General features: G+C 35.6%; 21 protein-coding genes. 8 read left to right on the plus strand and 13 right to left on the minus strand.

The window, feature by feature from the left end; genetic code table 11:
* Positions 1–161 precede the first annotated feature (161 nt).
* On the minus strand, positions 162–398 hold the full coding sequence (locus SB717_RS24900; RefSeq protein ID WP_410905109.1) for a hypothetical protein: 237 nt from the start codon (positions 396–398) through the stop codon (positions 162–164).
* 250 nt (positions 399–648) lie between these two features.
* Between SB717_RS24900 and SB717_RS24905 the strand changes: the two genes are divergently transcribed.
* Together SB717_RS24905 and SB717_RS24910 are read left to right on the plus strand one after the other, a co-directional pair.
* Positions 649–1,866: an IS110 family RNA-guided transposase gene (locus SB717_RS24905; protein ID WP_410905111.1), complete on the plus strand. Its 1,218-nt coding sequence runs from the start codon at positions 649–651 to the stop codon at positions 1,864–1,866.
* Positions 1,867–2,327: 461 nt separating this feature from the next.
* Positions 2,328–3,308, plus strand: a complete 981-nt coding sequence (locus SB717_RS24910) for an aldo/keto reductase (protein ID WP_410905113.1) — start codon at positions 2,328–2,330, stop codon at positions 3,306–3,308.
* Between the two features lie 225 nt (positions 3,309–3,533).
* Here the strand turns inward: SB717_RS24910 and spxA are convergent, their stop codons facing one another.
* The 3 genes from spxA to SB717_RS24925 form a co-directional block, all read right to left on the minus strand.
* Positions 3,534–3,932 carry a transcriptional regulator SpxA gene (gene spxA / locus SB717_RS24915; RefSeq protein ID WP_274582840.1) on the minus strand — a complete coding sequence of 133 codons (399 nt, stop codon included), beginning with the start codon at positions 3,930–3,932 and terminating at the stop codon, positions 3,534–3,536.
* 494 nt (positions 3,933–4,426) lie between these two features.
* Complete coding sequence (locus SB717_RS24920; RefSeq protein WP_029325524.1) at positions 4,427–5,239, minus strand: MetQ/NlpA family ABC transporter substrate-binding protein; 813 nt, start codon at positions 5,237–5,239, stop codon at positions 4,427–4,429.
* Between the two features lie 35 nt (positions 5,240–5,274).
* Positions 5,275–5,787 (minus strand): GNAT family N-acetyltransferase, encoded by a 513-nt coding sequence (locus tag SB717_RS24925; RefSeq protein ID WP_410905116.1) that lies wholly within the window; start codon positions 5,785–5,787, stop codon positions 5,275–5,277.
* Positions 5,788–5,929: 142 nt separating this feature from the next.
* Here SB717_RS24925 and SB717_RS24930 point away from each other — a divergent pair, with 142 nt between their 5' ends.
* Both SB717_RS24930 and SB717_RS24935 read left to right on the plus strand, forming a co-directional pair.
* Entirely contained in the window at positions 5,930–6,844 is a 915-nt protein-coding gene (locus tag SB717_RS24930) for a LysR family transcriptional regulator (RefSeq protein WP_410905118.1), read from the plus strand.
* 785 nt (positions 6,845–7,629) lie between these two features.
* Positions 7,630–7,830 (plus strand): hypothetical protein, encoded by a 201-nt coding sequence (locus tag SB717_RS24935; RefSeq protein WP_209152125.1) that lies wholly within the window; start codon positions 7,630–7,632, stop codon positions 7,828–7,830.
* Positions 7,831–7,876: 46 nt separating this feature from the next.
* On the opposite strand, the gene SB717_RS24940 is transcribed toward SB717_RS24935, so the two are convergent.
* Positions 7,877–8,023: a hypothetical protein gene (locus SB717_RS24940; RefSeq protein ID WP_410905120.1), complete on the minus strand. Its 147-nt coding sequence runs from the start codon at positions 8,021–8,023 to the stop codon at positions 7,877–7,879.
* 185 nt (positions 8,024–8,208) lie between these two features.
* Positions 8,209–8,406, minus strand: coding sequence for a DUF2292 domain-containing protein (locus tag SB717_RS24945; protein WP_410905122.1), 198 nt, complete (start codon positions 8,404–8,406; stop codon positions 8,209–8,211).
* A gap of 465 nt (positions 8,407–8,871) precedes the next feature.
* Between SB717_RS24945 and SB717_RS24950 the strand changes: the two genes are divergently transcribed.
* From SB717_RS24950 to SB717_RS24965, 4 genes are all read left to right on the plus strand, one after another.
* Positions 8,872–9,312, plus strand: a complete 441-nt coding sequence (locus SB717_RS24950) for a cell wall hydrolase (protein ID WP_410904902.1) — start codon at positions 8,872–8,874, stop codon at positions 9,310–9,312.
* A gap of 716 nt (positions 9,313–10,028) precedes the next feature.
* The gene (locus SB717_RS24955; RefSeq protein ID WP_410905124.1) at positions 10,029–10,328 is read left to right on the plus strand and encodes a hypothetical protein; all 300 of its coding nucleotides are present in this window, start codon (positions 10,029–10,031) and stop codon (positions 10,326–10,328) included.
* A 12-nt stretch (positions 10,329–10,340) separates the two neighbouring features.
* Positions 10,341–11,474, plus strand: coding sequence for an FtsK/SpoIIIE domain-containing protein (locus tag SB717_RS24960; RefSeq protein WP_410905126.1), 1,134 nt, complete (start codon positions 10,341–10,343; stop codon positions 11,472–11,474).
* Positions 11,471–12,166, plus strand: a complete 696-nt coding sequence (locus SB717_RS24965) for a hypothetical protein (RefSeq protein WP_410905128.1) — start codon at positions 11,471–11,473, stop codon at positions 12,164–12,166. Before SB717_RS24960 ends, SB717_RS24965 begins: the two co-directional genes overlap by 4 nt.
* A 739-nt stretch (positions 12,167–12,905) precedes the next feature.
* On the opposite strand, the gene hutH is transcribed toward SB717_RS24965, so the two are convergent.
* The 7 genes from hutH to SB717_RS25000 form a co-directional block, all read right to left on the minus strand.
* Positions 12,906–14,444, minus strand: coding sequence for a histidine ammonia-lyase (gene hutH, locus SB717_RS24970; RefSeq protein ID WP_410905130.1), 1,539 nt, complete (start codon positions 14,442–14,444; stop codon positions 12,906–12,908).
* A 143-nt stretch (positions 14,445–14,587) separates the two neighbouring features.
* The gene (locus tag SB717_RS24975) at positions 14,588–15,961 is read right to left on the minus strand and encodes an MFS transporter (protein ID WP_410905132.1); all 1,374 of its coding nucleotides are present in this window, start codon (positions 15,959–15,961) and stop codon (positions 14,588–14,590) included.
* A 464-nt stretch (positions 15,962–16,425) separates the two neighbouring features.
* Positions 16,426–17,757 (minus strand): MFS transporter, encoded by a 1,332-nt coding sequence (locus SB717_RS24980; RefSeq protein WP_410905134.1) that lies wholly within the window; start codon positions 17,755–17,757, stop codon positions 16,426–16,428.
* A 109-nt stretch (positions 17,758–17,866) separates the two neighbouring features.
* Positions 17,867–18,850, minus strand: coding sequence for an agmatinase family protein (locus tag SB717_RS24985; RefSeq protein ID WP_410905136.1), 984 nt, complete (start codon positions 18,848–18,850; stop codon positions 17,867–17,869).
* Positions 18,825–20,120 carry an imidazolonepropionase gene (gene hutI / locus SB717_RS24990; RefSeq protein WP_410905138.1) on the minus strand — a complete coding sequence of 432 codons (1,296 nt, stop codon included), beginning with the start codon at positions 20,118–20,120 and terminating at the stop codon, positions 18,825–18,827. The genes SB717_RS24985 and hutI overlap by 26 nt, the downstream gene beginning before the upstream one ends.
* 19 nt (positions 20,121–20,139) lie before the next feature.
* The gene (gene hutU, locus SB717_RS24995; RefSeq protein WP_410905140.1) at positions 20,140–21,810 is read right to left on the minus strand and encodes a urocanate hydratase; all 1,671 of its coding nucleotides are present in this window, start codon (positions 21,808–21,810) and stop codon (positions 20,140–20,142) included.
* Positions 21,811–21,956: 146 nt separating this feature from the next.
* Positions 21,957–23,444 carry a helix-turn-helix domain-containing protein gene (locus SB717_RS25000; RefSeq protein ID WP_410905142.1) on the minus strand — a complete coding sequence of 496 codons (1,488 nt, stop codon included), beginning with the start codon at positions 23,442–23,444 and terminating at the stop codon, positions 21,957–21,959.
* Positions 23,445–23,541: the final 97 nt, after the last annotated feature.

The following is a 23,541-nucleotide window of genomic DNA, read 5'->3' on the forward strand; positions in this document are numbered from 1 at the left end:
ATAGACACGGGTATGATGTTGCAATTTCCTCGGGTCTCTTAGGTATGGAAATGCAAGGAGCCATGACCATATTTGCCCTCAATTTAAAACGAATTATGACATTATTGAAAGAAACAAAGTGAAAAGTTACATAAGTTACATAAAGAAAGGAGACTTTCCGTTCATGAATGAACAGAAAGTCTCCTTTTTATTTTGCCATACTGATATGAGGTTAAAAAACGAAAGTTTTTCAGTGGCCTCATAAAACCTTCTCTTTTTTTATTTGTCTTTATTTCCTTCTCTTTAGGATCATGCTCCCACTGCTCTTCATTATGTTCTACTTTAGCCCTTGTTGGGACATCTTTAGATCTCTGGTCTATTTCATAGAAAATATAGGCGACTAGACCAATCCCTAACATATAAAACATACTAAGATTAGTAGTGCAGACCAAGGCATTGGTTAGCACTACTATTTTTTATATAGTAGAAGTGAAGAATGGGTCGTGCTCTTTTTGGGATCTTGAATCCGTATATAAAACTGACCTTCTTCACTTACCTTATTTGAATCAGATTTTAGTATGTTGGATCCAGCGAGATCGTGTATAAGAAATGGGAATCGATAAGAGTAAGCTGAAGTCTTCAATGAAATTGAATTATTTGGAGGTAAACATGAAACATGCAATCGCCTTTGATGTGAGTATGAGTAAGAGTTATGTAGTGATTTATAATGGTTTAAAAAAGTGTATTTTTGAAGGTGAAATTAAGCATACCAAACCTGAGTTTGAGAAGTTGAGGGAACGAATCAACGAACTTATTGAAGGGTATGGAGAACAGCCCAATATTGTATTTGAATCCACTGGTGTATATTCTCGACAATTAGAACGTTTCATGCAAGAAAACAATTACTCTTATTGCGTTCTAAACCCTTTGGAAGCTAAGAAACAATGCGATTCATTAAGGATTAATAAAACAGATAAAAGTGATGCACACAAATTAGCTTTAACCCACTTTTCGATCTCCCGTAGGGAGACGCAAGGAACGGACAGCCTCTTTCATCAATTAAAATCACTTTCTAGATTTTATAGTGAGCTTGATGATGAATTAACAGTTATACGCAGTCGCATGCATAAAGTAATTCAGTTGACGTTTCCAGAGTTGGAGAAACTCTTCACAAGGAAATCTGAATTATTTCTAAATATTGTCCAATTGTTTCCACATCCCGATCATGTTCTTGGACTATCAAAAACAATTATCAAAAATAAAATACGTGCCAATACAAGTAAGAATATCTCAGCAGCGACCGCAGAAAAGAAAGCACTGGCACTAATGGAAGCATCCCAGCAGTCCTATCCAGCAGTTTCTTCTGCAGATGTATTATGCGAACAACTAAAGTCATATGCTAGACGTTACCAAGAACTTCTCCAACAGAAGGAACAATGTATCAAGGATATGGTCCATTTAGCAGAAAAACGTAGCGAGTATCAGGTGATACTGAGTTTTCCCGGGATTGGATCTAATACAGCTGTCCGCCTAATGGCCGAAATCGGAGACATCCACCGTTTTGGGAATAACAAACAGTTGAATGCTTTTGCAGGTATTGATATACGCAGATTTCAGTCAGGAAAAACCTTTTTTAAAGACAAAATTAATAAGCGTGGTAATAAACACTTGCGAAAACTGCTGTTCATAATCATTCAGAACATGATTAAACAAAGACGTTTCGGACACAATCATATCGTCGAGTATTATGACAAATTAAAAACGCACCCCTATAACAAATGTCATAAAGTTGCGTCTATCGCCTGTGTGAATAAGCTTTTGAAGAACCTCTTCTTTCTTATTACACACAATATGAACTATGATTACAGGTTGGCCACCAAATCATAGTTTTTTACATAATAACATATTCCATTGTCCTAGTAAAAAAATCTAAGTTGGCTAGGTTTATTTGGTATACCCAAAATTCAGGCACTTTTCTCCAAACTTTTATGAAAACCCTATTATATACCTTACCTTCTAAGACAATAAAAAACAAAGAAAAAATTATTGACTAATCGTAAGAAAAAAGAGTACATATTCCATGACCATCTAAAGATCACCTACTGCGGTACATTTTCTTTTTTATTTCTAGAAGTAAACAGGCAACCTTGCTGCGGTACCTACATAGTATCTAAGGAATCACTACTTCCCTCATTAATCAGTATCTATTTATTTAATGTTACCGCTTATCTTTGCGCCAGAACCCTTATTCTTTACTCGTTTCTTAATCCTAGATTATAATAAAATTGGTTATATTCAGACAATTTTAACTATTTTACACCTTAATTTAAACAGGAAGGATGATTAATATGAAGAAAAGAACACTTGGAAAATCCGATTTAGAGGTTTCATCTCTTGGTTTAGGCTGTATGGGCATGTCTGATTTTTACAGTGGACGAAATGATGATCAATCAGTAAAAACCATTCATCGTGCCATCGAACTGGGTATCAATTTTCTTGATACAGCAGATATGTACGGCGTTGGCCAAAATGAAAAATTAGTTGGTCAAGCTATTAAAGATCGACGTGATCAAGTTATTATTGCAACAAAGTTTGGGAATGTAAGAGGGGAAGATGGATCATTTTTAGGAGTTAATGGCCATCCAGACTATGTAAAACAAGCTTGTGATGCAAGTCTATCCCGCTTAGGAGTAGATTATATTGATCTTTATTATCAGCATAGAGTAGATCCTAATGTTCCAATTGAAGAAACAATTGGTGCGATGGCTGAATTAGTTCAAGAGGGAAAAGTACGCTACCTTGGCATGTCTGAGGCAGCTCCTCAAACGATCCGCCGTGCTTATACAGTACATGAAATAACGGCTATTCAGACGGAATATTCACTATGGAGCCGAGATGTCGAAGACGAAATTTTACCTGTTATCCGTGAGCTTGGAATTGGATTTGTAGCCTACAGTCCTTTAGGAAGAGGCTTTTTAACAGGGCAAATTCAAACATTTGAAGACTTGGCAGAAGGTGATTATCGTCGCTTTTCTCCTCGCTTTCAAGGAGAAAACTTTACAAAAAATTTAGATCTTGTGAATCAAATTAGAGAATTAGCAAGAGAAAAAGACTGTCAGCCTTCACAGCTGGCACTTGCTTGGATTCTGTCTCAAGGTGATGATATTGTCCCGATTCCAGGAACAAAACGAATTCAATATCTAGAAGAAAATATTGGAGCCCTTAAAATTCAATTATCCAAAGAAGAACTTTATCGTATTAATAAAGTAGCCCCAAAAGGTGTGGCAGCAGGAGAACGTTATCCGGATATGGGCAGTGTTAATTTGTAAGGTTCTGGTGCAAAAACATTCACTAGAAACATAGAGATCCTGTTCCCTTTAATATAGATGATTATATAGTAAAAAGAGGAGGTTTCCCTTCTCTTTTTTATGTAGATGTAGTTGTGTTTACTCATTTTTAGAATCTGAAATATATGCCTTACTACACTGCCAATGCTCCTTATTACAATCTCCTTTAGAAGTTAAGGTATCCGTTGATTGCTCTTCTATTACCCTCTAATGATTACCTACTGCTGACTGTTCTATAATAGTGAAGGTACGAAGTCTCCGAGGAATAAAAACTCGTATCTCCTCCTCCTTATATCCAATTTGCAACATTTTCTCATCTTGTATAATGGGTCGTCTAAGTATAGTAGGATGGGTCCTTAACAATTTATATAGCTCTTGTAACGAAAGTGTATCTATCTCTATATTTAACTTTTGAAGTATCTTTGACCTTGTAGAAATAATTTCATCTGTACCCTTTTCTGTCATGCTAAGAATGCTTTTGATTTCATCTTCCTTAAGAGGATCATGTGATATATTTCTCTCAATATAATCAATTTGATTTTCCTCAAGCCAAGCCTTTGCTTTTCGGCAAGAAGTACAACTTGTTGTCGTATATAGATTAATCATTTTTTACACCTCATCGATATTTCTTTTCTCTTCGAAATATTTAATTAATGAATCGTGTTTAAACCAGGAACTCATGCTATATAGTGTTACAGAAATCAGGTTTAATTGCTATTCCACTAGATGCAGCAAGAATACCCGGATCTTCACCTTTGCGCATTTTCCATAGCTTCGCTGCAACTACGGATTTGGCAACGAGTGATTGGTATATATATTTTTACATTAACTAATCATAAATAAAATTAACTTTAACGTCAACGTTATCTTCATCCCATAATAGAGAGCTGTATAGACATAACTGATGTACGTATAGTTTAGAGGTTAATCTTTAGAAACATAATATATTAAATACGGTTCTAGATTTTCACTCAACTTAGGAAAGTGAGACAGTATATCTAATATAGAAACAGGAAAGAACACTGCACCAATTTCAGTGAGTGTTTTTTCTGTTGTACATATTGGCTAAAAGTTGCTGCCTAATGGTAGGCTACATTCATTTACTTAGTAACAGGTAGGACAGCTCCTTTATATTTGTCTGTAATAAAGTCTTGAATTTCTTTAGAGTGTAATACACTCATTAACTTTTTAATCTTATTCGAATTCTCGTCTCCTTTTCTAACAGCAACAATGTTAACATAAGGGGATTTAGATCCTTCTAAGATTAAAGCATCTTTATTAGGAGTTAAACCAGAATCTAAAGCATAATTAGTATTAATTGCAAAAAGATCAGCTTCGTTATTTTCATAAGCTTTAGGTAACAGCCCAGGGTCAATAGGAGATTTAAATGTAATATTTTTTGGGTTTTTATCGATGTCCTTGATAGACGCTGTAACTTTATTTACTCCCTTTTTAAAGGTAATTAAATTTTCTCTCTCTAATAGCATTAGAATTCTTCCCTGGTCTGCAGAATTACTGCTGATTTGAATAGTAGCATTTTTCTTGATATCTGATACCTTTTTATAGTTTTTAGAATAAATTCCAAATGGTTCAATATGAACAGCACCTGCATTTACTAAGTTATATCCTTTTTCTTTATTCTCACTCTCAAGGTATGGTACATGTTGAAAATAATTTGCATCGATTTCCTTATCCGCCAGTGCTTTATTAGGCATCACGATATCCTGGAATACCTTGATTTTTAAATCAAATCCTTGTTTTTTTAATAATGGTTTTGCTTTTTCTAAAATCTCAGCATGTGGTACATTAGCAGCCCCAATTACAATTGTTTTATTGTCTTGTTCAGTTTTGTTTCCACAAGCAGCCAAAATTAATATAAATAATGCTGTTACAATTAAGCTTATTTTTTTCATTGTTGTTAATTCTTCCTTTGTAGTTAGTATGTTTTTTAATCTTCTATAGGGTTTTCAGGTCCATTAAGTAATAACTGATAAAATGCTAAATCAAGCCATTGATTGAATTTGAATCCTGCTTTCTCTATTGTTCCTGAATGAGTGAAACCAAAATTCTTATGCATTATAATGCTTTTTTCATTTGTTGCTTCAATTCCACCAATTAACGTCATATACCCTTTTTCAGTTGCAATTGTGATCAATTCTTTTAGTAAAGAAGCTCCAATTCCTCTTCTTCTATATTTCCTATTTACATATATAGAGTGTTCTATTGAATATTTATAGGCAGGCCATGCCCTAAAAGGACCAAATGAAGCAAATCCAACTACTCTGTTGTCTTGTTCACATACTAATATTGGATAACCTTGCTCTATCTTTTGGTTATACCAAACAGCTCTGTCTTCAAGAGTTTCAGGTTTATAAGTATATACAACTGTAGTATTAAGAATTGCATCATTATATATATCTAGGATGTCCATTAAATCTTCTTTAGTTGCTTCCCTTATCATCTTTTCCTTCCTTTCAATACAAAGTTTATCTACATCTATTTTAAAGCGCGTCATTTAAAACGTAAAATTGAACTTTTTAACTGCGTGCTATAGAATAAAGTTATAACAAAACATCTGTTCATTAAAAAAGGAAGGTATAGATATGACACTTCAACAATTCCGATATATAGTGGAGATTGCCAAGCACAATTCTATGAGTAAAGCTGCGTCTGCGCTTTATGTGACTCAACCAAGTATTAGCAAGGCCGTGAGGGACCTGGAAAGAGAACTAGGAATTACTATTTTAGATAGGATAAATAAGGGTGTTGTCTTTACCAAAGATGGTACAGAATTATTATTTTACGCTAAAATGTTTTTAGAACAAATGGAGTCCGTAATTTATCATTTTAATAAAGAAAAGAAAGCAGACTTAACAAAGTTCTCTATTTCTTCTCAACACTACGGTTTTGCCATAGAGGCTTTTGCGAACTTAATGGATTACTTTGCTGAACGGAAATATGAACTGACGATTCGAGAAGGAAAGACCACTGATGTAATTGACGATGTTTATAAAAATAAAAGTATTCTTGGAATTTTATCTTTGACTGATCTAAATCGCTCCTTTTTTGAGCGCTATTTCGCATCGAAATCACTAAATTTTATTCCTCTTGCTACTTTAACTCAACACGTTTATCTCCGGAAGGAGCATCCTTTAGCTCATCTTAAATCCATTACCCTGGAGCAATTACACGACTATCCTTCTTTAACCTATCAAAAAGATGATTTAATGCTCTATTTTGCCGAAGAATCTATCGATATGTCAGGTATTGCAAAGGTAGTATACCTTAAGGATAGAGGAAGCATGATGAACTTACTATCGAATACAAATGGATATAATTTAGGAACAGGATGGGTGGGCTCTAATTATATCAGTTCGAATATTATTTCAATTCCCTTGAAGGAAAATAATTTAATTCAAGTAGGCTTGGTAAAACGTAATGATGTATCCTTCCCAGAAGAGATTCTGGTATATATAGAATTTTTGAAAATAGCTTTAAAAGAGTCTATATCTAAATAATATATAAAGATGTGACCATAATGACTTTAGATCTATATTCTTCCACAATACAGTATTTGTTTATGGGGAATGTCCAATGAACAAATTATTTAATCATAGGTGTCCGAGTAAAAAAGAGAAGGCTTTAGTCTTCTCTTTTTTATATAGTTGTCTTTGTTCATTTGCAGGATCTGAAGTATACGATTTTTCACTATGCTATTGTGTTGTATTAAGTTCTACTGTAGACATTGGGACATCTTTATTAGGTCCACCTCCAGCCTATAAAAACGAGCACATCTTACATAACTACCTACTCTTCACCCACTGCAGTAAGGGTTCTTTTTTATTTTTTAAGTGGGTAGATAAGCTCACTATAGTAGCTACATAGCATCTGAAGGGTTATTTATGACGTCATTTAGTAATCGGTTAGAGTTACTGCGTTAATATAAGTCTTATAAGTCCAGTGTAATCAACGTACAATGGATTGCAGAGTAGCTTAGTAGAGTGTAAATGTAATAGTAATATATTAACTTTAAGTTAAATTGTAAATTTTATATAAATTAGGTAATAAAAAGATTGTAAGTAATAAATTGGGGTTATATAATTACACTTGTATAAAAAAGGAAAAGCTGACTTGATGACAAGAAGCGCTAAAAAGGTTCTTCAGTATGATAGTAATTTGAATTACACGACACGGTACTCCATGTCTCTGTAAGCACTCAATTATTAAATACAGATAAGGAACTTTTTAAGCGCTTTTTATTTTCCTTTTTATTCAAAAACTACTCAATATGGAGGAATGGAAGATGGAAAAAATGTGTATGAATATGATGATGATGACGTGTATGGAAAGAATGATGTGTGAAATGAATAACATGAAAATGATGATGGATAAAGCATGCGATATGAATATGGAGATGAATATGGACATGGACCAGGTAATGTCTAAAATGCACAAGTGCAATGAAATGATGACATCCATGATGAGCATGAAGGAAAATTACTAAGTACATAAAAAGAAGCACCTTATCTTTTTTTAGATAGGGTGCCTTTTTATCCTATTATACAATCCAAAACAACTTTCAATTCAGAGATTGCTGCAATTTCCACTTTACCTAACACATCCATTTTCTTAATCTCACATGTAGCGTTGTCGTAGATCCATACAACTCGGTACTCTTCTCCTTTAAATAGGACCATAGTGCCTACTCGTATTTTTATCTCATCTCCCCCTAAGTTCTTTATGAACAACTGAAGATTTAAAAATACTAGATCCAGATAGACAGACGTCTTTTATACTGCTATCCATATTGGTCAAGATATCTTTATTTTCTGGCGTACAAATGTATCGAGCTCAAAAAATAGGCTATGTTAGTCCTCAAACTTTACCTATGTGACGTAATTAAACTTGCACCGTCTTTACGTCGAGAAAGCTGCTTATCAGGCAATCTAAATCGATGCTTTTCACTGCAATCTACCTGAGTGATTTCTCCATTGTAAATCGTAATATTTAATGATCCATACTGAAGTTTTTCTAATGCAGTCATTATATAGTTGATTTTTTGCTCGTCTACTTTTGCCACAGATACTTCCTTCTAATAGTTTTTTATAAATTTAGCAACAAATAATAAAATTACATATTCTTTGCTTGCTCACTTATTTGAATGACAAACACTTCGTTTAAAGACCACTAACAAAAAGAGGCCTTTCTTATACTGCTTTTTACTTAACGAATAAAATTTCTCATTTTTCAGTTATTTATATTTTTATAACACACATTATCCATATAGTTAAACTAGGTTTTGATTATCTAGGACAATCCTCAGCTTATAAAAACCAAGCACATATTCTATGACCATCTAATCATCACCTACTGCGGTAGCTACTTAGTATCAAAAGAATAACTACTTCGTTTGGTAATCAGTATCTATTTATTTAATGGTAATGATTAAATATGCGCGATGATATGTAAAAACTAAGCATTGCTATCTTATAAACACTGACATCAATAGAGGCTTTTTTTCATACTATATTTTGGGGGTGAGTAAATGGCAAGAGTAAGTTATCGAAGTGCAGACATTAACTTAATGGCAAGGATGATGCGAGCAGAAGCTGAAGGTGAAGGAAGACTAGGGATGTTATATGTCGGAAATGTAATTGTTAATCGTCTTGCAGCAAATTGTATAGACTTTAAAAATTTAAGAACCGTTTCACAAGTCATTTATCAAGTACAGGGGGGGAATTATTCGTTTGAAGCTGTTCAAAAAGGAAATGTATTTTATCAAAGAGCGAGAGGTGTTGAAAGAAGATTAGCAAAGAAGAATTTGGATTATTGGAGACAACATCCAGCGAAATTTGCTCTTTGGTATTTTAATCCACATGCCCCGTGCCCCCCAACATGGTACGGTCAACCTGCATCTGGTCAATTTAAAAATCATTGTTATTATGAACCAAAACCTGATACATGTGCTAGTGTTTATAGAGGCTAGGCCATCAAGGAGTTATGATTAATTCTGGAGTAGTATGGTGGAGCTGCGAATACAACATTTTAATCGTAGGTGTTGATAGCTAGCCCTATTTATTCAATGCAACTCCTATGGATCATGTAACAGTGGTCGGTTGAAAAAAACTTTGCCCCCCACCGTAGCCTATTTCTTTAATCTTTGTTTTGATGTATTTTTATCTAGCTTAATAAAAAGGGAACTTCCTCGTTAGCAGGTGTTCCCTTTTTTATATGAAACATCATAATTATTTATCTAAGAAAATACGATTACAAAATATGTACTTCAATTAAAGCTATGCTGTTTAGCTTCACTCTTAAATGGAGGACATCTTGCGATTTCTTGTCTATTTCATAAAAAAATAAACCACTAGGACAACCCCCAGCATATAAAAGTCAAGCACCTCTTACATCACCATCTACTGATCCCCTACTGCAGCAAGGGTTCTTTTTTATTTTTGAGTGGACAGGCAAGCTTGCTGCAGTAGCTACATAGTATCTAAAGAATTATAACTCCAATACCTAATTAGTATATAGTACAGCATCGCTACCGCGTTAATACAAGCTTTGTATGCGTAATGACGCTCTTCATGGAACCTGTAAGGGAGCTGAGCCGAAGAGGCGAAGGGGGCGACCGGATGCGTTGAGCTGAAATTATGCATAAATCAAGGACCAAAAATTGAATGAATGAAAGAAGGTATCAACATGAGAAAAACAAAAGGATTTACCTTTCAAAAAATCTTTCCTCCATCTCACAAACCATCTCTTACGAGACCTCGTCCCTTCAGGGCTTACTCCTTTGTTCCGTTTAGTCCACTAGCTATGCTTGACCCCACTATTCTGACCATAGGGGGGATTGTCTTAGGGATTGCCATTATCGAACGAATATTAGAGCGATGGGGTGTCATTGATCTTGTGGATCAGTTCGCAAAGGTGGTGTACTTTATCTTGCCTGTCACCTTCTATAGCGCCTTGATTTATTTTTTTGCGACCTTTATGTTTTGAGGAGGAATGTTCATGTTTGAAAAACTCAAAATGCGTGGCCAATTGATAAAAGCGTTTCGTACGGCAGAGATTTACCGGATGGTTAAACGTGGAGATCGTACCTCCTATCTGTTTCCCAAAATTCATCAAATCGATAACCATCGTACGTACACTCGGTACGCCTTTTCCTTACTAAATGGGATTGATCCTGAGCTTTTAAACAAAAAGAGATGGGCGTTACGCCAAGTATTAGGCAGCAATATTGAAGTGAATGGCAGCTTAAAGAACTTTAGTATTACGGTTCATCACAAAAGCCTACCTAAGATGCTCAATTATAGGTATGAAGTCATTCATTCTCATATTGAGAAAATGGAGCTTCCCGTATGCATTGGTCAAGATATCTATGGAAATCCTGTTTCATGGAATTTTGCCGATTTAGAAACCTTATTGATATCTGGCGAAATTGGAGCCGGAAAGAGCAGTCTCATGCGCGTTATCCTCACAACATGGGTGAAATATACGTCGCCTGATGATCTGCGATTAGTATTAGTCGATCTCAAGCGAGCTGATTTAGGGCTGTTTCATGGGATTGAGCATGTGGATGCGCTTTGTTTTGAAGCGAAAGACATGCGAAAACCTTTTGCCTTGTTACGAGCCGAAATGTATCGACGGGGTGATTTACTGTTAGAGCATGGCGTCACACACATTAGTCGACTTCCCTTTAAGCTACCTCGTATTGTTGTAGTTGTAGATGAGATGAGCATTATTAAGCGAGAAACAGACCTTGTAGAGATGATTCAACAGTTCGCCAGCCAAGGCCGTGCGTTAGGCGTTCATACCATTATTGCGATGCAGCGTCCTGACGCGGACTTATTAAATTCAGCATTAAAGGCGAACTTACGTGTGAGGATTTCGGGTCGGCAAGCCGATGCCACGAATGCAAAGGTTGCAGGAGTGCTAGGAGCAGAAGAAATTGATGCCGCAGCCAGGGGGCGTATGAAAATTAAAATTGATGAAGTCAAAGAGTTTCAAGCATATTTTTTAGATGAAGAAGCGTGTAAGGAAATGCTTTCTCCTTATAAAACACGGGTAAAAGATTCTGAACCTCAACTGGAGGTCGTATCACAGCCTATCTTTGGATTATTAGAGAAGGAGGAACAGCGATGAGCTTTCGGTTATCTCAGCGTGATAAAGACATCATTGGGTTTATCAATCAGTTTCGGGCTGTAGATCGAGACTCATTAGTGGAACTGTTCTTTAAACAGCTCAAATCGCCTATTAATGCCTGTAATAGTGTGATGATACGTTTATATCGATTAGGGCTGATTGAACGCACTCAGCAGTATTCTCCGACGGTATATTTACCTGTGGATGCGAAGATTAAAAAGAACTCTCAAAAAATATTACATTTCCTTTCAATTCTAGATATCTATAAACAAATGTGTACGTATAGTGCCCCTAAACAGGTTATTGTCGAAGATAAGCCCACAGGACGAAAAGGAGGCATTGAACCTGATCTCTTTTGTATCTTTAAAGGATCTCCGTTTTGGATTGAAATTCAGAGAAATCAGTATTCGGAACAGAAGATGCAGGCGAAGGTCAACCTCTATGAGGAGTTTTTCTTTTCGGATGAGTGGAATGACTTGCAATGGCAACCAGAAGGTCGATCACCTATCTTCCCTTCGGTTATTCTGATTACGCCTGTTCGGTATGCAGTGTCTTCAGAGCATATACGGATTATTCAAGTAGCAAGTATTCATGAACTGATGGAGAAATATAAGAGTTCTACTAAACAACAGAGGGAAGCAAAGCCGATAAAACAGCCCTCTTCTGGTGAGATTAGAATAAACTTAACCTAGAATGCTAAAAATGTAGCCCACAAAAAAAGCTCCTATCTAATTTTAAGCAAATGGAATAAGAAATCAGATAGGAGAAAGAAAAAGACACATATAAAAATATGCGCAAACAAAAGATAGATTCTAACATGTATGAAAGTAAACCTCTAAGTTATGTTTGCATGTAGGTTGGTATGGATAGATAGTGGGTAAAATTGATAAATGTAAAAAGATTTCTCCCTTCTCCTGACAAGGAAAGAAGAATCTTTTTACGAGCTGAAATGCATGATGAAACATGCCATACCGACCTAATGAATCGTAACATATCTTTATAACAATAATGAGGCAGTAGTGTTTCTTTTTATAACGATACTATTTCAGGTAGGTTACAGCATATATATAAATATATTCTTACTTTTTGTAATTTAAAAATATAGAGAGGAAGTTTAATAATTGATTAAAACAAGTATTAATTTAATGAAAGTTGTCATGGATACTACTATAAAGAGTAACTTAGTTATTATGAATCATTATCTTAATTCTAGGAAGATTGTTTTATCTAGATATAACAAGCCTTACAAGGGGTTTTTTTATGGAGTATATAGATAAAAAAGAATACAATACCCTACTTTTTTATAGGAACTAGCATATACATGGAAAAAGAATCCTTGGTGGAAATTCACTATCCCAAGGATTCTTCATTACATAGATTCAGTTAAGAGATATTATATTAAGTAGAGAAATAGTTCCTATCAATTCTTTTTTAGACTTGCAACTCTCCTATTTGTATCTCTACCTGTTTAACCAGTGCTCCTGCATGGATTAAATTTTCCGATTGGTTTATATCTTCTGATATGACTCGATCATCTTTTAGTGGCGGAACGTGCTGTCGAAGTAACTGATATGCAGCTTCTGTACCTCTTCCTGATTCTAAAGGCTTTAGAAAATCTAAACCTTGAGAACTGCACATCAACTCAATTCCAAGGACTTTCTCTGTATTCGAAATAACCTTCAATGCTTTCAAAGCAGCAGATGTTCCCATACTGACATGGTCTTCCTGTCCTGCTGTTGTAGGGATCGAATCGACTGAAGATGGATGGGAATATACCTTATTATCAGAGACTAATGCTGCCGCCACATATTGTGAGATCATATACCCTGAATTCACCCCACTCTTCTCAACTAAGAAAGGAGGTAATTCACTATGCTGAGGGGATAAAAGTCGAAAAACCCTTCTTTCAGAAATATTTGCTAACTCCGAGATAGCAATTGTTAAAAAATCCATAGCTAAAGCTACTGCTTCACCATGACAATTGGAAGAAGATATAGCAACCCCTTTTTCTCCTTCATGAAAAATCAGAGGATTATCAGTTGCTGAATTCATTTCCCTCTCCACCACGTCCTTTGCATAGTTCATAGCATCTTTACAGGCTCCGTGCACTTGAGGAATTGATCGAATGCTTAAGGCATCTTGGGTTCTATACTCCTTAAATGTCTCAGCAATTTTACTTCCATTAATAATTTTATGTATATTTGAAGTTGTTTTTTGTTGTCCTGGATGAAGCTTCACTTGGCTAATTCTTGGATCGAACGCATAGTAGGTTCCACGCAAAGCCTCAAAACTCATCATAGATATAATGTCGGCAGATTTGAGCAAATTCATAGCATCATAAATTGCTAAGGCTCCAATCCCTGTCATATCAACTGTTCCATTAATAAGAGAAAGTCCTTCCTTTTCATGCAATTCAAGTTCAGAAATACCTATGGACTGAAGGGCTTCTTTTCCACTCATGACTATCCCTTTGTATTTCGCTTCACCCATTCCAAGAAGAACTAAACTAATATGAGCCTGATGATTTAAATAACCTAAAGATCCTTCTTTAGGAACAATCGGTGTAACTCCTTTATTTAATAGTTTAATTAAAGCCTCCACTGTTTCTAGTCTTATACCTGAATAACCTTGTGAAAAGTTTTGAATCATCATAACCATAATAGCTCTGACCTGTTCTGTTTTTAAAGGCTCGCCTACCCCACAAGCATGGCTCATGATTAATTTTTTTTGCATTTCTTTAGACTCGGTTGTTGAAATTCTAACTTTTGAATTTTCTCCTACACCTGTCGTAATTCCATAGATAACTTGATTCTCTTCTACAAATCTCTCCACTAATTTCCTTGCTTGAATAATACACTTCTTCCTTTTCTCAGAGAGTTCTAGAGAAGCATGATGCCTAGCTACTGCTACCAGATCCTTAATGGTAAGGTTGTCTTCAATTACTACTTTCGTTTCTCTTACTTCAATCAAGGTTACTCCTCCTCAATGTGATGGTATTTAATCTGAAATTAATTTTTATTAGTAAATTTCTGTAGTCAGCTTTCCCTCTCTACAGTGCTAACCTTTTAGAATCTAATGTCTATATAAGAGAGCAAAAGCTGACCTTATTTTGTTTAAGCTTTACGATTCATAGAGTTTAGGGTTGTCTTATCTTCTACATGTAAAGGGTTATCATCTAAAGGGTTACTTGCTTCACTTAGAGAAAGAGATTTTGTTTCAGGCGCCCACATAATTGAAACAATAGTACCTAATAATAAAATCGCGGACATTCCAATCATTGTTGCACCTAATCCCATATTATTTAAGCTCAAAGGCAGTAGAAACGTTCCAACAGCAGATCCGATCCGGCTGAAAGCTGTCAAAAAACCTACTCCCGACCCGCGTATTTCAGTTGGAAATAGTTCAGCAGGATATGTCAATGTTAGATTCGAAGCTGCTGATATAATGAAAGTAAACATTAAAAACAAAGTGATAAGTAAAATATCAGGCCTCTGTAAAATACTCAGCATAAATAAACTTAGGGTCATCAATGCAAACGTTCCAATGGTAAAACTTCTCCGAGAAAGTTTTTCCATAAGCCAAAGTCCAACCAACGATCCAACAATTAGAAATATATTTAGCCAAAGATCTACTGTAAAATTTTCAGATAATCCCATGTTTTTTAATATTGAAGGTAAAAAGGTATAAATAGCGAAATAAGGAATAACAATGCAAACATAAAATATCCCTCCAAAAGTAGTGCGCCTCCAAATTTGTTTGTTAAAAAGTGATAGGTATCCTTGGTTTTGCTGATGCTCTGTTATCTTTTCATCAATTTCTGCATTCACCCCAATGTATTTTTTAACAATCTTGCGTGCCTCTTCATTACGTCCCATGCTAATAAGCCATCTTGGTGATTCAGGTGTACCAATTCTTAATAGCAGTACGATAACTGCAGGAATTGCCGATGTAGCAAGCATCCATCGCCATGATTCGTTGTCATTTGAACCTAAATAGTGGCCGACTATGGTCGCAGCAACATACCCAACTGTCCAGAGTACATTTAAAGAAGCTAGTAAGATACCCCGATATTTTCTAGGCGCAAATTCTGCAAGTAAGGTGGAGCCTACCGCATAATCACCCCCTAGAGCAAATCCTATTATTAGACGTAAAATAAATAGCTCTACTGGACCGTTTACAAATAACTGTAGAACAGAGGCAATGGCAACTACTAGAAAATTAAACAAATATATTTTCTGTCTACCTACACGATCGGATAACCCTCCAAGCACTAGACTTCCTAAAAAGAGGCCAATTAAAGCTGAGCTGCCTATTAGCCCTTCCCACATGGAATTAAGTTTCATTTCTGGTCCAATTAGAGCAAGAGCTATACCAATAATACCAAGAGCATAACCATCGGTAAAATTAGACCCAAAAGTAAGTGCAGTAATCTTTAAATGAAACTTATTAAGTGGAGCATCATCCATTTTAAATTTGTGTTCCGCCATAAGAAATTTACCTCTCCTTCAACTGGAGTAATATTCTAATAATTTTATTGGTAATACCTTGAAAAGGAGCTTGTATTAATTGTATTCTCCATTTACTTACTCTCAGAAAATCTAACTAAGTAAGATTTTAACCAAAGTTCAAAGTAAATGAAGGAATAAATAAGTAGCCAAGCGCTTTTTTGAGAAAGCCTTGGCTTTTTCTTATGTTTCAAAAATTTGTGTGATATTGATAAATGAAAATCTTGGATATCCTGTAGTAATAAGTTGATAAAAGAAAATATATGTCTAAAAGCATACAATAAAGTAGATCGATATCTGAGTAGTAGAGTAGAACAAAACTATTGTTTTATTAAGAAGCATGTTTGTTAACAGCTATTTATTTTCATGGTTTTATATTCCTTCGTTCTCAAATTAGGTATCTCTTTTTGATAGAAGATCTTTCTCCTATAGAAGAATAATGGTTACTATAATATGATATTTTCCTCATTAGGCATATCCGATATATGACTTCGTTGTCCTGGTTTTACAAATATCATAGATACCATTCCAATTATTACGGCAATGGCAGCAGCAGTAAACATAGCATTATATCCATGTGTCGCAACAAGGCCTCCTGTTAGCGTAGGAGCGATAATAGTAGCCAGGTTTGCAATAAAATGAGTTACTCCCCCAAAAGTTCCTGCTTTATTGGGTTCTGTATCAAGAACAACTGTCCAATAGATCGAATTAGGTAGGTAATTAAAGGCATTACCTATACACATTAATGAAAGTACTGAGGCCGCACTTCCAACCGTTGGGATTAGCATAAAACAAATAGCTGTAAAAAATAAGCAAACCACTGTGAACCAAGATCTAGCTATACGCAAATTGCCAGTTTTCTCACGTAACTTATCCGAAATTTTCCCTCCTACTAGTCCTGTAACAATAGCACCTACCCATGGAATCATACCTATATATGAAAGCGATGCTAAAGAATAATTAAATTCATCTTGCAAATATTTTGGAGTCCAAGTGAGTAATAGAATATTGACATACAAAAATGCAAAGTACCCAATGGCATTCATTACTAGTGTAGGGTTTTTAAAAAAATAATACCAAGGAACATTTTTGGAGTTTGTTTTTTCTAATTGTGATTCACCTTTTATTAAACTATCTGTGCTTCGAATTTTTTGAAGTTCAATTTGTGAAACTCTCGGATGATCTTCAGGTAAATTTGTAAATATTTTTCTCCATATTAATACCCAAACAAAACCCAACAGACCAAGAATAATAAATGTTACCTTCCAATTAGTAAACGTTAAAAGGCCCACTACGATAGGTGCGGTGACTAATGCTCCAATTGGAGTTCCAACTAAGCCAAGTGCTACAGAAAAACCTTTTTCTTTTGGAGATACCCAATTTGCCATCGTTCGGTTCATTGTAGATAAAGTAGGTCCTTCAGCTAGTCCAAACAAAACACGAAATACCGCAAAACCAGCTAATGCAGAACCCCCAAAGAACGCTGCACCTAAGTGACCAGCAAATATTGTCCCAATTTCAAATATAGACCATGTGGTTCCAGCAAGAATCCACATAAACTTAGGACCTTTCTTATCTGCCAACGCTCCTCCGAACAGTGCACCGAAAATATAACCATAGCCAAAATACCCCAAAATCGCTCCCCAGCTTACTGGATTTAAGTTGAATTCTTGAATAATTTCAGCCTGAGCGTATGAAAGTGCTCCTCTATCTATGTAATTTATAATGGTTATAATAACAATCATAAAAATAATAAAGTAGCGATAATTGTTTTTCATTAATTACTTCTCTCCTCTCTCATTTTTTCACTTTTCTTCCTGAGAAAGAAAGTTTCATAACAAATCGCTAGAGATTTGTTACTTTCAAAAGGATAAGGAAATTAATAGTTTATTTTCTATTTGCAAAGCCTGTTAAAAAATTCAAGAATACATGAACTCCTGCTTTAACAGTAATTCCTGATTTATCGCGTAAGGGATCTAAACATACAATATCCATTGCTTGGACTAATGGATGTGAGCCCGCAATGTATATGGCTTCAAATAATTCATCCGTTCTCATTCCTCCTGTTGTTCCTGCTGGTACACCAGGGGCATAAGCCACATCAAGAACATCCATATCTACTGTTAGATAGATGACATCCACATTCTTGGCTAAATCATCTAAGGCTTTTTCAACTGTATTAGAGATCCCTGTTTTTCTAGCTTGAAGTAAGGTCACGTAATTAACCTTGTGGGTATCTGCATACTCTTTGAGAGATTTTGAGTTATAAAACCCATGCAGGCCAATATTCCAAACGTTTTTGCCTTCAACTGTACCACTCTCAATTAGGTTTCGAATGGGTGTTCCATTTGAGGGTCCGTTATCTTCTAAACTGCGTAAATCGAAATGTGTATCGAATTGAAGAATCCCTATACGTTGTTCTGGATGCGACTCTTTCCAGCCTTTTACTAACATAGCCGTAATCGAGTGATCTCCCCCTAACATGATAGGCAGTGTATGGGGGTGATATTTCCGCATTGAAATCATTGCTTCTTTAATATACTGATGAGAAAGTGAAATATCTGTTACATGCTGTTTGACATCGCCTAAATCTAAAACCGATAAGGAGGTCAAATCCGTATCATATTCAATGTGATACGGATTAAACGATTTCCATAGTTGCCTCATGGCAAGGGGTGTTTCACTTGCCCCGGAGGCACTAATAGAAGATCTCGAAAGAGGGACTCCCAAAACGGTTACATCTACAGCTTGAAAATCTATTTCATCTTGCACTTCAAAAGTCTCGATCCAATCACTTACCTTAGGTTCAGTTGAACGCTGTCTTTCCCAATGAAAAGAGGGACGATTAAGTTGTGGGTACGGGTACGTCACGTAAAACCCCACCTTCCACAATCATTTGCCCTTTTTTAATCACAGTATCTACAAGGTTCACTGCATAGTTATATTGCAACGTTTGATAATTCGGTGCATCAAATAAAACAAGGTCCCCTTTCTTTCCTACTTCGATACTTCCAACTTCATCAGCTCTTCCAATGGCATGAGCTGCATTAATTGTACATGCTGTTAGGACTTCGGCTGGCGTCATCTTCATCGTAAGACATGCTAGATTCATAATAAAAGGTAAGGATTCAGTAGGTGATGACCCTGGATTACGATCAGTTGAAAGGGCAACCGGAACTCCAGCTTCAATCATCTTTCTTGCATTCGCAGGCTTCTCCATTAAAAAGAACGCTGTACCTGGCAACAAGACTGCAATAACACCACTTTTCGCCATTTGTTTAATACCTTCATCGGATGCCTGTAATAAATGGTCGGCTGAAACAGCCCCTACTTTTGCTGCAAGTTCTGCACCGCCAAATTGAACAATTTCATCCGCATGTATTTTTGGTTTTAAACCGTACCTTTTTCCTGCCTCGAGAATTTGCTCCGACTGTTGAATTGTAAAAACTCCTTCTTCACAAAAAACATCGCAATATTCAGCTAAATTTTCTTCTGCAACTCTTGGAATCATTTCCTCTATCACTAAACGAACAAATTTGTCTGGATTTTCTTTATATTCAACTGGAACAGCATGAGCTCCCATGAAGGTAGAAACTAAATCAACAGGGTGTTTTTCGTTTAGCTTTTTTGCTGCTCGTAGCTGTTTCAATTCATCTTCCAGTGTCAAACCATATCCACTTTTCGCTTCAATCGTCGTAACTCCATATTGTAGAAAACGATTCAGGCGTTTGGAGGTTTCCTGGATCATTTGTTCTTCTGTAGCTTCTCTGGTACTTGTTGTTGTTTGGAGAATTCCTCCGCCTGCTTTTAGGATATCAATATATTTAGCTCCGTTTAACCGCATCTCTAGTTCCTTTTCACGACTTCCCCCAAACACAATGTGAGTATGAGCATCAATTAGACCTGGAGTAACAATCTTTCCTGAAGCATCAATCGTATTTATATGTCCATTCAACGTATGAACATAGCGTTCTGCTTCAACATCTAATCCAACAAATGTAATCAACCCATTTTCCACTACAACACTGCCATGTTCGATAATACCGATATCGGACATATCTTGAGCACGTTTTGGTTCTTTAGTTCCGCCTCTAACTGTAATCAGTTGTGAGGCACGTTTAATATACGTAATAGATGACATAATGCTCACTCCTTTTCTTTTAGTCTAATGTTGGAATGTTCATGCCTTTTTCCTTGGCTGTTTGAATGGCTAATTCATAGCCTGCATCTAAATGACGAACTACGCCCATACCAGGATCTGTTGTTAATACGCGTTCAAGGCGTTTAGCCGCATCTTCCGTACCATCTGCCACTACAACCATACCTGCATGAAGAGAATATCCCATACCTACGCCACCACCATGGTGAACGGATACCCAGCTTGCCCCTGCAGCTGTATTAACTAGGGCATTTAAAATAGGCCAATCTGCTACAGCATCACTGCCGTCTCTCATCGCTTCTGTTTCGCGGTTTGGTGAAGCAACAGATCCCGCGTCTAAATGATCTCTACCAATAACAATAGGTGCTGAAAGTTCCCCAGATGCAACCATTTCATTAATAATTTTTCCAAATCGTGCACGTTCTCCATATCCTAACCAACAGATACGTGCCGGTAATCCTTGAAATTCAATTTTTTCTCTCGCCATTTTAATCCAGTTACAAAGATGAGTATTATATGAGAATTCACGTAAAATAACTTCGTCTGTTTTATAAATATCTTCTGGATCACCTGATAAAGCTACCCAACGGAAAGGTCCTTTTCCTTCACAGAATTGAGGACGGATATAAGCAGGTACAAAACCTGGGAAGTTGAACGCGTCTTTTACGCCTTCATCTAATGCTACTTGACGAATATTATTTCCGTAGTCGAAAGCAATGGCTCCTTCTCTCTGCATATCTAACATAGCCTGAACATGAACAGCCATACTCGCCTTAGATTTTCTTACATATTCCTCTGGATACTGATTACGTAATGTTTCTCCTTCCGATAGGGTTAATCCAATTGGTAGATAACCATTTAATGGATCATGTGCCGAGGTTTGATCCGTTACAATGTCTGGAATAAAGCCGCGTTTAATCATTTGAGGAAGCACTTCAGCAGCATTTCCAACTAACCCAATAGAAAGCGCTCTCTTTTCTTTTTTTGCTTCTTTAGCTATTTTAATTGCCTCGTCCAAACTTTCTACCACAATATCACAATAGCGTGTTTCAATTCGTTTTTCGATGCGTGTTCGGTCAACATCAATTCCAATGACCACGCCACCTGCCATTGTAACGGCTAATGGCTGTGCTCCACCCATCCCACCTAATCCTGCCGTTACAGTTATGGTACCTTCGAGACTACCATTAAAATGTTGTTTCGCACATTCAGCAAATGTTTCGTATGTACCTTGTACAATACCTTGACTTCCGATATAAATCCAGCTGCCAGCTGTCATTTGCCCATACATCATCAATCCTTTTTTATCAAGTTCATGGAACTTCTCCCAATTCGCAAAGGCCGGAACAATATTTGAATTTGCTAAAAGAACACGTGGTGCATCTTTATGAGTTTTAAAAACAGCTACAGGCTTGCCTGACTGTACTAATAATGTTTCATCTTCTTCTAAATCTTTTAAAGTGGATACAATACGATCAAAGGCATCCCAATTTCGTGCTGCTTTCCCTATTCCCCCATATACAACTAATTTCTCTGGATGTTCTGCCACTTCTGGATCTAAATTGTTCATTAACATACGAAGAACTGCCTCTTGGACCCACCCTTTTGTATTTAATTCAATTCCTTTAGGAGCGCAGTATTTGCGCAAGTTAACTGATTCAGTATTCATCATATAGTCCCCTTTCTGTTAATTAATAGTTTATTAAAAAAACACTAACAGAAACAGAAGATAATAATCAGAATATAAGTAATATTAAAACTATGGTAATCTTTAATATTACCAAATTCTTCATTAATTATAGGAAAATAACTAGATATCTAGATAAATATTTGATTTTTCCAGGTAGAAGGTGATACACCAGTCTGATTTTTAAATACCCTACTGAAATAATTCGGGTCTGAAAAACCTATAGAAAATGAAATTTGCTGAATTGACAGTGATGTTGTAGATAATAGATGTTTAGCTTTATTTATCCGAACATTCGTAAGGTATTGCTGAAATGTTTGTGATGTTCTCTGAGATAATACATAACTAAAATAACTTGGACTTTTATTAACATAATCAGCTACTACTATGAGATTTAAATCTGTCCGACTGAAGTGTTCATCAATAAACCTCAAACCGAGTTCAATAAAGTCATTTTGAGTATTTTTTTGCTGAGTTTTAACTTGTTCTAAAATTTTATCAATAAAAAGTAATAATTCCTGTACAACTTTAAAAAGTACTGGTGAATTAAGAACAATGTTAAAAATGTTTTGATATTGTTCCTCTAATGCTTGATTTTTTTCTAATCGATAGGATTTCATATGCCTCCGTATCTGTGCAAGAATACTAGTAAGGCTAATACGGATTAACTCAGGTTCAGGGTACCCGTTAGGAAAATTAGTGAATTTCTCATAAAGCCAATTTTTTATAGGTATTAGGTTTTCTCCCTCTAACATTTTAATCCATATTCGTTGTTCTTCAGAATTTAATAAAGGATCAAATTCTTCAAAGCTCGGGAATTCGGAAGCCTTCATAACTTGTGTATATCCCTTGTAAAATACCATTTTTAACGTCTGGATACACCTCATATAACAGGCATGTAAGGAGTCCTCAACTTTATTTATGGAGTCAATACTAATAAAAACTCCCCCGTTCAGTAATTTGATTGAATTACTAATGAATCTAGTAGAATCTATGTACAATTTGTCCATTTCAAAAACAGAAAAAAGACATACTATGTAATCACTAAATAATAAAACAACCGGTGTTTCCATAAATATGTATTCATTAATATATTTATAAAGTTCTTTTAAATCGTCTGGATATTCCGGTTTTATTATCATCATTCCTTTATAATCATTAGAAAACTTTACCTCAGTTTCTATCATCAATGATTGGTAATATCTATAATTTTCATCTTTGTTTTCTAAATGAATAGACTTCTCTTTAAAATTTGATAGCTTTTTTATACTCTTTTCTAATGACTCTTTTAGTTTCTCAGGTAACAATGGTTTTACTAATAAATTAACAGCTTGAAGTTGAATTGCTTGCCAGGCACGTTCAAAAATTGCCTCAGTAGTGATAGCTATTATAACTCCTTGGTAATTTTCCACTTTTCTTAAGATAATCTCCCAACTGTTAGGTGAAAACATTTCTAACTCTAAAATCAATATATCTGGTTCACTTTTTTCAAATTCATTAATAAACTGCCTTGCATCTTCAACTAAACATACTTCATTAAATTTCATAGAATAAGAATTTATTAACCATTTAATACCTATTCTTTCTGTAGAGTCTCTATCGGCAATTATTATTCGCATTACTCTATCCTCCTAGAAGTTAATAGGGAATAATTAGACTTAGCTATTTACTCAAAAGATAAATTGTAAAAAACTAAATCTGGATAATTCCTGCTCT

Source organism: Priestia sp. SIMBA_032, assembly GCF_046535215.1.
Lineage (GTDB): Bacteria > Bacillota > Bacilli > Bacillales > Bacillaceae_H > Priestia > Priestia aryabhattai.